Raw genomic sequence first — 12036 nt, 5'->3', positions numbered from 1 at the left:
GCATTCGCAGGCCCGGTTTTTCAACCCTCCTGATTGCGTAACGCGAGATAGCGCGAACCGCCCCTAGGGCATCGACCGATAGAACGCGTCCAGCTGACGGTGATTACGGATGATCACGGTCCTGTCCGGCCAGCGGTCGCGAATGGCCCGCAGCGCCTCACGGTGGGAGCGGCTCCATCCCGCACGGCCGCGCCGCCGTGTGACCTCGCTCACAACTGGTTTTACGCACAGCGAACAACCCCGCCCTGCCCGCCGGGAATTCCCAGCATTACCAAGGCATCGCGACGCCGTTCGACCATCGGCGCCCCAGCCCCAGCCGTCGCGGCGATTCATGTTTACTTGACGGAGGTATGACAAATCGTGGAGGTGATGCCGATGGACACCCGAACCGCGCCGCAGGGTACGGCGATGCCCACGCCCCGACGTACCCTCATCGGCATGCTCGGCCCGGCATTCGTGGCGGCCGTCGCGTATGTGGATCCAGGCAATATGGCGGCGAACATCACGGCGGGAGCCCGGTACGGCTATCTGCTGGTGTGGGTGCTGGCGCTGGCAAACATGATGTCGGTCCTCATCCAATACCAGTCCGCCAAACTCGGCATCGTCACCGGCAAATCGCTGCCGCAGCTGCTCGGCGAGCGGATGGGCGACGCGGGTCGGTTCCTGTTCTTCGCCCAGGCCGAGGTCATCGCCATCGCCACCGATCTGGCCGAACTGATCGGCGGAGCGATCGCGTTGCACCTGCTGTTCGGACTGCCGTTGTTCATCGGAGGTTGCATCATCGGCGCGGTCTCCACGCTGCTGTTGCGATTCCAGGGCGGACGCACGCATCGGTTGTTCGAACGGATCGTCATCGGCCTGCTGCTGGTCATCACGCTCGGTTTCATGGCCGGTCTGCTGGTCGATCCGCCGAAGCCGGCCGCGGTCGCGCAGGGACTGGTGCCACGGTTCACGACCACCGACTCGGTGCTCACGGCCACGTCGATGCTGGGCGCGACGGTGATGCCACACGCGATCTATCTGCACTCGACGCTGGTCAACGACCATTACGCCGACGGACGCATCAGACCCGACACACGCACGCTGCTGCGCGGTTCAAAAATCGACGTGCTGTGGGCGCTGCTGCTGGCCGGCACCGTGAACCTCAGCCTGCTGGTGCTGGCCGCGCACTCGCTGCACGGCACGGCCGGAACCGATTCAATCGAAGGCGCGCAACAGGCGATCGCGGCCGCGCTCGGTCCTGTGGTCGGCACGATCTTCTCGATCGGACTCTTGGCATCCTCGCTGAGCTCCACTTCGGTGGGTACCTACGCCGGAGCCGAGATCATGCGCGGGCTCCTGCGTCTCACCCCTCCGATGTGGGCGTGTCGGATCGTCACCCTGGTGCCGGGCCTGGCCGTGCTGTGGTTCGCGCCGAATCCCACGCAGGCGCTGGTGGTCGGTCAGGTGATTCTGTCGATCGGCATCCCGTTCGCGATCATCCCGCTGCTGCGCTACACCCACGATCGCACGCTGATGGGCGAATACTCCGATGGTCCGGTCAAGCATGCGGTGTTCATCGCCGTCACGGGGCTGATCATCGCGCTGAACGTGGCACTGATCTTCCTCACGCTGTAAGACGGTTTACCCGTTTGCCCCTCACCATTATGCGAGCCGGGACGCCAGCCTGTGCCGGGGCCGACCCAGGCTACCGCACTAGGAACACCATGGCCAGGATCATCGCGAAACCGACCAGATCCGCCGGGGTGAACACCGCGCCGGTCAGCAGCACGGCGGAAATGGTGGCCAGCACCGGCTCGCTGGTGCCGAGCATCGTGGCGCGCACGGCCCCGATGCGCATCACGCCGGACATGTACAACCAGTAGGCGCCGAAGGTGCCTCCGACCACGGTGAACACCATCAGCCCGACGCCCAGCGCATCCAGCTGCGGCGCGTGCGCCCACGGCCGCACGACCGCGCACAGAATCACCCCCGAGATCAGGAACATCAGACCATTGACGGTGAAGTTGCCGTACCGTCCCATCACCTTGACCGGAAGGATCGACATCGTGGCCGTGGCCAACGCGTCTCCCAGCCCCCACATCAGGCCGGTGAGCGGCAGGGTCAGCGTGGTCAGGTCGCCGCCGGTGGCGATCAGCACGGTGCCCATGAATGCGAGCGCCACGCCCAGCGTCTCCCGTTTGCCGGGCAGGCGGCGTCCGCGCAGGCACACCCACGCGAGCACGAACAGCAGGTTCAGGATCTGCAGCACGGTGGCGGTGCCGGAGTTGGTCCATTTGATGGCGTTCAGGTAGGTGATCTGCGTGGCCATCACGCATACGAGCGCGCCGAGCAGATAGACGGGGTAGGAGCGCACGTCGCGTACGGCATCGGACAGCAGTTTCGGTTTGGTCGCGCCCGCGGCTACCAGGAACAGCATGCCTGCGCAGACCTGACGGATGCTGGCGATCCACAGCGGGTCGGCCCCGTATTCGGACATGAGGATCTTCGACACCGTTGCGTTGATGCCCCACAGCGCACCGCCCAGCAGGGTTACGCCGATGCCGATGAGCAGCGATTTCGGGGTTCGTTCGAACGTCGCACGACGCATCGCAGGTTTCCTTCTTCTCACGATCCGTAAAACTCCGCGTGCGATTCTACCGCCGTCCGCGTCACGCCGCGCCCATACCGGCGGAAGCCTCAGCGTCAGCAGACTTGTCGCTGACAACGCCCTGTCGATAAGGCGATTAACGCGGCACTGCCTTATATCCAAGCCCGTGGATGGTCACGATATCGAAATCGTCGCAGTCGGCGAGTTTCCGCCGCAAATTGGCGATGTGCACGTCCACCGCCCGTGGGCTGGATTCGTCACTGTCATCCCAGAACTCCTCCATAAGCTGTGCTCGGGAGAACGCCTGCTTGGGGTAGCTGAGCAGGTGATGGAGGATTTTGAATTCGCGGACGGTCAGGGGGATCTCCCTGCCATCGAGTGTGGCCGATGCTTGATCGACATCCATGGTGAACTTGCCGATAGACAGATGGCTGTCCTCCAGAATACGTGAACGCCGCAGCAGCGCCTCGATGCGCAGCACCAGTTCGTCGTAGTCGATCGGTTTGACCATGTAGTCGTCCACGCCGCTGCGGAACCCGTGGCGTTTGGCGGCGATGTCGTCGCGCGCGGTGACGAAGATAATCGGCAGGTTCGGGTCGATGCGGCGCAGCTGCTCGGCGAACCGGAAGCCGTCGATGCCGGGCATCATGATGTCAGAGATCACCACGTCGAACAGACGGCCACGCATCGCATCAGACGCCTCGCGTACGCCGGGTACGCCGGTCACGTCGTACCCGCTGTCGCGCAAGTACATGCAGGTGATGTCGTTGAGCTGCCTGTCGTCCTCGACGACCAGTACGGCGACCATGACGTTCTCCCTTCGCTCATATGGTTGGACGGTCCCGTCCGCATGCCGCGGCGGTTCACGCCTGTTCCCGCGGCCCGGACAGTTCGTCGGCCAGTCGCAAGATCTCCGGGGCGACCTTGGCGCGGTCCCGGGCCACGAGCCGCAGGTAGACGGGATAAGTCGCCGCGACCGCCGCGATGCCGATCACGCCGACGATGACGCCGGGCACGAACCACATCCCGGCCCACACCATCGTGCAGCACATGCCGACACCCAGCAGCAGGAAGCCGGCCACACCCAATGTGAGGGATATGATGGTGCCGCGTCGCGTGGTGCCGCGATCCAGACGCCGCAGCCGTTCCATCGCATCCTCGTCCCGGGATAGGTATCGGCTGCGGATTGCGTCGATCTCCTCCTGCTGTTTGGCCGAATATGTATAATTGAACGTCGTCTCGTCGCTCATGTCTCGCCTTCCTTCACTGTCTCGCCGCCATCCGTTTGCGGCCACTCTACCGCGATGTTGTTGGGTAATTGTTAGCCTGTACGCCCCGACACGCCGGCGCGCAGCCGCCGCGTGGCGCGGACGATCATGTACGCGCCGAGTATGGTGACGAATCCGCAGATCGCCGCGCCCGACAGGGCAATCATCAGCGGACGGAAGTACGCCGAGTTGCCGCCGTCGCCGAATTCGCCGAGCATCGCGATCTCCAGCGAGAACATCGACACCAGCGCGGAGACAAGGTTGACATGTCCCGACGCCGCGATGGCCGGACTGGCGAGCCGGCGATAGCGCACGACGTTGATGATCGCCAACGTCATGCTGTAGAAGGAGTACAGAGCCATGACATAGATCAGCGTGCCCGCATATTCGAATCCCCCGTCGTCATGCAGGACCAGCACCACCAGGCCGATCAGCACCACGTTCAACGCCACCAAGACGATGCCGCATAGCCGGTAGCGCCGCAGCTCGGCGTCCGTGTTCCGCCCGAAGCCGTGGGTCCGCGCGTAGCGCACCAATGAGAAACGCATCACCGACAGCATGATGTAGTAGGCGGCCAGCATGCCGAACCACACCGAATGGTAGTAAAAGCCGGACAACGCGTTCATCGCCGAGTAGAGCAGGTTGATCGCGAGCGAGCCGAGCAGCGAAAGCCTCAGTCTGAACGGCAGGTCGTCCTGCAGGCGACGCACGTAGATGTTCCGGCGGAGCAGCTCATTGCCCCGACGCGCCAACGACACGATGCGGGCCACGACCACGACCAACGCGTACGCGGACACGACGTACGCCACGATCGAGAGCGGATGGTCGTCGTCGAGCACCATGAACGCCAAGGCCAGCAGCACGGTGCCGGCGATGACGCTGACCACCGTCACGACCGATCCGGGCCGTACGATCCGCAGGATGACGCGGTGCGCGGCCTGCAGCAACGGACCGGGTTCGCGTTTGCCGTCCGTCCGCGCGTGGGTGCGCTTGTCGCCACTCATGCCGTCTCCCGTTTCAGCGTCACCGTGAACGTGCTGCCGACGCCCACCTCGCTGCTCACCGCGATGTCGCCGCCGACGATGTCGATGACGCGTTTGACGAGCGCCAGGCCGAGACCGTTGCCCTGCGTGGCATGCGAGGTGTCGCCCTGGTAGAACTTCTCGAACATGTGCCGCCCGACCTCCGGGGCGATGCCGCAACCGGTATCACCCACGCGCACGATGGCGTGGCCGCCCTGTGCGTGCACGGCCACCGACACATGGCCGTGCGGTTCGGTGAACTTGATCGCGTTGGACAGCAGGTTGTTCCACACCAGTGCCAGCACTTCGGCGTCGGCGGTCACCATGACGCCGTCCTCGATGTCCACATCGAGTTCCAGGTCCTTGGCCTCCCACGCTGTCTCGAAGCCCAGCAGGCATTCGCCGAGCTGGCCGCCGAGGTCGTAGGTGCGTGGCGCCGGGTAGATCTGCTGGTTCTCCAGCTTGTTGAGCCGCAGGATATTCGTGATCAGGGTTGACAGCCGGTCCGAGGCCTCGACGATCGCGGCAGCGCACTCCGCGCGGCGCTCTTCCGGCAACCCGGGTTTCTGCAGCAGTGTTCCGTAGCTGCGAATCGCGGACAGCGGGGTTTTGAGTTCGTGCGAGACGTCGGCGATGAAGTCGGTGCGCAGCGTCTCCGTACCAGCCAGTTCCTCGGCCATCCGGTTGAAGCAGTCGACAATCACGTTGAGATCGCGACCGCCGGCCAGATCTGACGAGTGCGGCACACGCACCGAGAAGTCGCCTTGCATGATGCGCTCCGACGCCTCGACGATCCGCCGTACGGGACGTTCGACCGCGAAGCGCCGGCGTACGCTGTCGATCACCGTGCACAGCAGGCTCAGCAGCAACACGTTGACGAAGGTGATCGTCGCCGCCCCCGACAGCTGCCCGCGATTCCACGTCGCGCCGGTCGCGTCCTCCAATGCGTTGAGGAACAGCAGCATGCAGCAGCTGATGACGACCGCCATCAGGAGAAAGAACATCAGGTATCCGCGCAGCGTCAGCATCATCCGACGCATCAGTCCTTCACGTCCAGCCATTCACATCACCTTGTCTGAAAGCCCCGTCGGCCGCCGCCGACCGACCCCCGGAACCCGGACGCCGTCATGACGTCCGGGTTCCATACAACCGTCCGGCCGGTCTTACCTGATGCCCTTGCAAACCGGGATCAGGCACAGCAACATCACGATGCCGAGCAGACCGACCACGATTCCCGGCACCAGCAACGCCGCGCCCCAGAGCATCGTCATGCACATGCCGGTGCCGAGCACCAGCACGCCGGCCACGCCGAGCAGCGTCGCACCCACGGTCCGGACGCCGGGTCGCGCAATCATCGATTTGCCTTCCATGGTGCGCCGTACCATCAACATGGCCACCAGTACCGCCAGGCCAACGGCCGAAACCACGACGCCTTGGGCGAACGCGCCCCACTCCGTCAGCAGGCACATGCACATGCCGAGTGCGAACAGTACGCCGCCAATTGTGCCCATAATCATCGACACGAAGTTCTTCTTTTCCATCTCCGGCAAACCTCCTACGGTCATCTTGTCCATTCGAATTCTCAAGGCGAGATCCCCGCCCGGTATTGATGACGGTACGACCGTACTGTTGGTCGTTTATCGGCGACATGTTGATGAAGTGTTAAGCGCGGTGCCGACGGCATGACCGTGGCCACGGCATCGGCGGCAGCCTTGCCGCCGGCGCTGTTGGTGCGCTTGAGTTCGTCGCGGATCTCCTGCAGCACCGCCAGCGTATGCGTCGGATCGCCCTCCGCATGCCCCGACGGCGACGTCGCGCCCGCTAAAATGGATGATTGGACGCCGCGGCCGGCAGGCCGCCGCAATGCCGCCGCGACGCAAGGAGGGACGCCATGATTCGCATCGCCATCGTCGAGGATGAGACCACCTATGCGGACACCCTCCGCGAGTATCTGGACCGGTATGCCGCCGAAACCGGTTGCCTGTTCGCCGTCTCCGTATACGCCGACGGCGAGGATATCGTCCAAGGCTACCGTGCGGATTTCGACATCATCCTGATGGATATCGAGATGCGGTCGATGGACGGTATGACCGCCGCCAAGCGCATCCGCGAGTCGGATGACGATGTGGTCATCATGTTCATCACCAACATGGCGCAGTATGCGATCCAGGGGTATGAGGTGGACGCGCTGGACTACGTGCTCAAGCCAATCTCATATTTCGCATTCTCCAAACGTCTGGAACGAGCCATTTCCCGCGTGGCCGCGCGCAGTCGCGCAGGCAGGTCAATCGTCATCTCCTCGCGAGGCAGTTCCAGTCGCATCCCCGTGGACAGCATCCTGTGGATCGAAAGCCATGGCCACCGGCTCACCTACCACACGACGAACGGCGAATACGAGTCGACCGTCAATTCAATGAAAGCAGTAGAAGAGTCACTTGCCGGAGACCATTTCTTCCGCTGCAACAAGTGCTATCTGGTGAATCTGGCCCACGTCCGCGGCATCGCCGATGGGGATGCCTTGGTGGGCAGCGACCGCATCGTCGTCAGCCAGTCAAAACGCGGCGCGTTTGTGAAAGCGCTGACCGAATACGCCGGGGAGACGGTCAGCTGATATGGATGAAGTGATGAGCATGGTCGGTGAAATTCCCGACATTCCCAAGGCGTTCACCGCGCTGGCCGAATGGCTGGCGTGCGTAACGTATCTGACGGCATGCGTACGGCGGCCGCCGCAGCTCCGGCAGTGTGCGATATTGGGTTGCGGTCTTGCGGCGCTGCTTGTTGTGCAGTACGCCATCGGGATTGTGCCATTGTGGCTGTGGATTCCGGGAATGCTGGTGGCGCTGGCGGTAATGTATGGGATTATCCGACTGTGCCGGCCGACCAACCGGGCGACGAGTGTCTACTGGCTGATGCGGGCGTTCGTATTCGCTGAATTTGCGGCGGCGATTGAATGGCAGCTGTTCGTATTCGTGGAACGCAACTATGCCATGCCGTCCGGCGCATGGTTCGGCGCGCTGTTTCTGATTGTGACGTACGCGGTGCTGTTCGCGGCGGCGTTCGCACTCGAACTGCGGCACGACGACGGTTCGCTGACCGCGACCGCCCGGGAACTGGCGGCGCCGGCGATCATCATGGTCACCAGTTTCGCGCTGAGCAACCTGAGCTATGTGGCCACCGACACCCCGTTCAGCAGTCCGTTGGCGACGGAGGCGTTCAACATCCGCACGCTTGTCTGTCTGGGGGGCGTGGCGTTCCTGTACGCCTACCATGTGCAGCTCAGCGAATCGCATGCCAAGGAGGAGCTCAACGCGATTCGCAACGTGCTGAACATGCAGTACGCGCAGTACCAGCAGTCCAAGGAGAGCATTGCGATCATCAACCACAAATACCACGATTTGAAGCATCAGATCGCGGTGCTGCGAGCCGAACGGGACCCGGTGGCGCGCGAGGCGCACCTCGACGACATCGAGCAGGGCATCAAGGAATACGAGGCGCGGTTCAAAACCGGCAATTCCGTGCTGGATACGGTGCTCACCGGCAAAAGCCTGACCTGCGCGCAGCACGGCATCGAGCTGACCTGCGTCGCCGACGGACAGCTGCTCGATGACGTGAGCGTGATGGATGTCTGCACGATCTTCGGCAACGCGCTCGACAACGCCATCGAATACGAGCAGACCATTGAGGACGCCGAACAACGGCTGATCCACATCACCGTCTCCAAACTCAACGGATTCGCGGTCATCCGCGTGGAGAACTGGCTGAAGCCGGAGGACCGAAAGACTTCGCAAGGCAGCAACGCCCACGGCACACTGCCGTCTACCACCAAACAGGACAAGCACTATCACGGGTTCGGTTTGAAAAGCATCCGCCACTGCGCGCAGCAGTATGGCGGTGAGATGATGATCGCCCGACGTGACGGCTGGTTCGAGCTCACTGTGCTGATTCCGCTGAAACAATGACATTCAAGGTCGGAAATCAAAAGAAACGGACGGCACAAAGATAAGTACAGCAAGCAACAACGGCAAGCATCCATACATCAATACAGGAGGGGCTCCATGACGAAGTCGTCACGGAGCCCCTCCAATGATTTCAACGCTGACACGTAGTGTCGTTCAGCGCCAAATCAGGCCTCGTGTTTGCGGTATCCAATGTTGCGCAGAACCAATGCTGCCGCACAAGCCACAACAAGGACACCTAGTTCCGCTGTAGCGATGCCCACATACAGGTGCCAGTCCAACACGGTGGACCCGATCAGCAGAGCACGGGAATCCATGTAGAGGATGTTATGTGCAGTGCGCTGCAGATAATAAATATCCGCATCAGTTTCACAACGAACGTCTACGCCGCCGCCGATAAGCAGCCACGAGTCAGTGCCAGCACGCAATGCAGCGTCAGCGGACTTACGCACCAACTCATCCTCAGGCATGTCCGTTACGGCCTTGCCTCGGAATCCCCATTCATTGCGAAGCACTTCGGTCATCAGTTCCTCCGAGGTGCCCACCCAATCATCGCCGATGAAATTCATGCTGTTCATCAGCGCCGTGGTGCCACCATCTTTCACTGCCATCTCGAACGGCTTCAAGTAAATTTCTCGAATTGCCTGCTCGTTGCTATATGTGTGCAACCGCCCCGAGCGTTCGGTTTCCTGATCGTTCAGAGCAAAATGCTTGATATAGGTGTTCAAGCCCTTTTCATTGGCCACCGCAGTCACGATGGAAGCCATCTTGCCAGACAGATACGAATCTTCGGAATAATATTCGTAATTACGTCCCGAGAAGGCCCAGCGATGCATGTTCATAGCAGGGGCGTTCCAACCGGTCAGACCAAGCGTATGGCACTGATCGGCCATCTGGCTGCCGAATTCGTTGGCCAAATCCTGGTTAAACGTTGCCGCAAGCAATGGGATACTGGGGTAAGCCACACCAGTCAGGCTAGAACCGAACATCCATGCGATGCCTAACGGACCGTCGGCATCCGTGGTTTCGGGCTTGTCGATCGACTTAATCTCCGGAGAGGAATAAGCGGAGTCCTCAACCAACGACTGCAGCTCATCAAGCGTCAACTGCGAGACAAGTTCCTGCCACTTGTCGTCGTCATACGGCACATCGGTCATATCGGCCAATGTCAGGTCGCCGTCAACCGCGTAATCCTCGCCTTCGACATAGGTCTTGTCAACAACGTCATCATATGCGGCGTCGTAGGCATTCGGATCGTCTTCAAACGCGGTGGACTTGATTTCAGAACTCACAGATTGCATTGCTTCGGCATAATTGGCGAATCCGTTTTGACGCGATAGGTAAATGCCACGGGCAGCGTCAGCAAACTGATTGTAAGCCTGCTGATCGTCACTCGAGCGCTTGTTCTCTCCCGAGAAGAAGTACTGATCGCGCAAATTTACACTCGTCTGAGCATATGCCGTATGGGCATCGGAGCGCACGGAAAGCACATATTCGCCGGCATCCAACATATATGCACCCTGCGTGTCATCGCCATTGTCATACGAGCTGTCATATGACGCGAGATCCTCCATGTTGATCTCGATGCTCACGGTTTCGGACTCACCGGGCTGCAATTCTCCGGTCTTGCCGAAGCCCGCAAGGGAAACCGCTGATTTTTCGACGCCATGTTCAATGTCGTAATCGGTGTAAGGCACCGTTGCGTAAATCTGAACCGCATCCTTGCCAGCGACTTCACCAGTATTGGTAACCTCAACGTCTACCGTCACCGTATCATCAGGACCGACTTCGGAACCGTTCTCGGCACCACCGACAATCTGCTGAGAGAACGTCGTGTACGAAAGACCGTATCCAAACGGGAATGCGACGATTGAATCATAGTCGTTTCCGTAATCGTAGGTGACACCGGTTTTGGTATTAGTCACCACTGCCTGTTCGGCATAGGCGGTTTCATACCACTTGTATCCAAGGTAAATGCCTTCGACGTAATCGACATAATGGCTACCTTCGCGATTGGATGCTTCCTGATTGCCGAAGTTTTCGCTAACCGGGTTACTGCGATTGTCATATACCCACGTATCGGGCAGGTTGCCAGACGGGTTGACTTCACCTGCCAAGATCTTGCCCAACGCGGAGAAACCGTACGGTCCAGGCAGACCAGCCCACACGCAAGCGTCCACATTGTACTCATCGAGGAAGCCCATCTCCATTGCATTGGCAGTGTTGATAACAACAATCAGCTTCTCGAAGGTCTCACTGGCACGCTGCATCAAGTCACGCTCATTGGCGCTCAGCTGCAGATAGTCGTATCCGTCAGGAGATTCGTAGCTTGTCAGGTCATCGCCTTCGCCGCCCGAACGACCGAGCACCACGATGGCAGTATCCGAATACTTCGCCATGTTGTCAAACGAAGCATCACCTTGGAACGCGTTGACGGGCACCTCGTCGTTCGACAAACTAACGGCTTGGAATCCCATATCGCCGCTCTGAGGTTGATCCACGGAATAAACGCCCGCATCCAACGGCGCCGAGTTAATTTCAAAGCCAGCTTGCTCCAACGAACTCACGACTGACACCGAGTCTGCTGCATGCACACCGCCAGATCCCGAACCGCTGTAAACAGGATTGTATGCCGCTGCACCCAGCAAATTAACGCGGGCGTTATTCTGAACGTTGATCGGAAGCGTCCCGTCGTCATTCCGCATCAGCGTCATTCCCTCGCTACCGATTCGATCGATCAGATCGAACCAATCCTCTTTATCGGTCTCGACAGTCACCGCATCACGGTCGGTTTCCGTAAACACGCTATCGATATTCGCCGAATACATACCGGTCAACACGTTCAGTGCCACAGCTACCGCCAGCAAAATCGCCATGCCAACGCCAAGTACCGTATTACCAGCAGCACGCTTCTTCGTCATCGCAAAGCCGCTGACAATGCGTTTGCGAGCGCGCAAAACCACAGCTACGACAGCAGCCACCGCAATGACTCCCAGCACAACTACCAGCGCAATGCAATAGTTGATGAACGTCTGCGCGGATGACGGCTCCCCAGATGCAAATGCAGGCACACTGCCGAGACCCATTACGCCTATGGCCGCAATGGTCGACACGGCACAGGCACGTATTCTTCGACCAGTTCGGTCGAACTTCTTTTTCATCGTTCTCCTCCTTTGGCTCAGTTGATGAAAAAAGCGAAG

The 12036-nt window shown here is 60.6% G+C and carries 11 protein-coding genes; 3 read left to right on the top strand and 8 right to left on the bottom strand.

The features are described 5' to 3' along the window. The first annotated feature begins 375 nt into the window (after nt 1–375). The gene (locus tag B4C31_RS02110; RefSeq protein WP_414631828.1) at nt 376–1617 is read left to right on the top strand and encodes an Nramp family divalent metal transporter; all 1242 of its coding nucleotides are present in this window, start codon (nt 376–378) and stop codon (nt 1615–1617) included. Between the two features lie 70 nt (nt 1618–1687). On the opposite strand, the gene B4C31_RS02105 is transcribed toward B4C31_RS02110, so the two are convergent. The 7 genes from B4C31_RS02105 to B4C31_RS02075 form a co-directional block, all read right to left on the bottom strand. After that, nucleotides 1688–2590, bottom strand: a complete 903-nt coding sequence (locus B4C31_RS02105; protein ID WP_291531136.1) for a DMT family transporter — start codon at nt 2588–2590, stop codon at nt 1688–1690. A gap of 136 nt (nt 2591–2726) precedes the next feature. Further along, complete coding sequence (locus B4C31_RS02100; protein WP_291531135.1) at nt 2727–3398, bottom strand: response regulator transcription factor; 672 nt, start codon at nt 3396–3398, stop codon at nt 2727–2729. Between the two features lie 55 nt (nt 3399–3453). Beyond that, nucleotides 3454–3840: a hypothetical protein gene (locus tag B4C31_RS02095; RefSeq protein WP_291531134.1), complete on the bottom strand. Its 387-nt coding sequence runs from the start codon at nt 3838–3840 to the stop codon at nt 3454–3456. Nucleotides 3841–3911: 71 nt separating this feature from the next. After that, nucleotides 3912–4862: a hypothetical protein gene (locus B4C31_RS02090; protein ID WP_291531133.1), complete on the bottom strand. Its 951-nt coding sequence runs from the start codon at nt 4860–4862 to the stop codon at nt 3912–3914. After that, a complete protein-coding gene (locus tag B4C31_RS02085) occupies nt 4859–5941 on the bottom strand; it encodes a HAMP domain-containing sensor histidine kinase (RefSeq protein ID WP_291531132.1) in 1083 nt (360 codons plus the stop codon). The genes B4C31_RS02090 and B4C31_RS02085 overlap by 4 nt, the downstream gene beginning before the upstream one ends. A 102-nt stretch (nt 5942–6043) precedes the next feature. Then, on the bottom strand, nt 6044–6421 hold the full coding sequence (locus B4C31_RS02080) for a hypothetical protein (RefSeq protein WP_291531131.1): 378 nt from the start codon (nt 6419–6421) through the stop codon (nt 6044–6046). A 41-nt stretch (nt 6422–6462) separates the two neighbouring features. Further along, the gene (locus tag B4C31_RS02075; protein ID WP_291531130.1) at nt 6463–6645 is read right to left on the bottom strand and encodes a hypothetical protein; all 183 of its coding nucleotides are present in this window, start codon (nt 6643–6645) and stop codon (nt 6463–6465) included. 126 nt (nt 6646–6771) lie between these two features. On the opposite strand from B4C31_RS02075, the gene B4C31_RS02070 reads away from it, so the two are divergent. Both B4C31_RS02070 and B4C31_RS02065 read left to right on the top strand, forming a co-directional pair. After that, the gene (locus B4C31_RS02070) at nt 6772–7491 is read left to right on the top strand and encodes a LytR/AlgR family response regulator transcription factor (RefSeq protein WP_291531129.1); all 720 of its coding nucleotides are present in this window, start codon (nt 6772–6774) and stop codon (nt 7489–7491) included. A 1-nt stretch (nt 7492) separates the two neighbouring features. After that, nucleotides 7493–8839, top strand: a complete 1347-nt coding sequence (locus B4C31_RS02065) for an ATP-binding protein (protein WP_291531128.1) — start codon at nt 7493–7495, stop codon at nt 8837–8839. Nucleotides 8840–9003: 164 nt separating this feature from the next. Here the strand turns inward: B4C31_RS02065 and B4C31_RS02060 are convergent, their stop codons facing one another. Then, a complete protein-coding gene (locus tag B4C31_RS02060; RefSeq protein WP_291531127.1) occupies nt 9004–11997 on the bottom strand; it encodes a glycoside hydrolase family 3 protein in 2994 nt (997 codons plus the stop codon). Between the last annotated feature and the right edge of the window lie 39 nt (nt 11998–12036).

The sequence above is a fragment of the Bifidobacterium sp. UBA4282 genome (genome assembly GCF_002394995.1).
Classification (GTDB): Bacteria; Actinomycetota; Actinomycetes; order Actinomycetales; family Bifidobacteriaceae; genus Bifidobacterium; species Bifidobacterium pullorum_B.
Note: the sequence above shows the minus strand (reverse complement) of the source record. Positions and strands in the feature narration are given on the sequence as shown.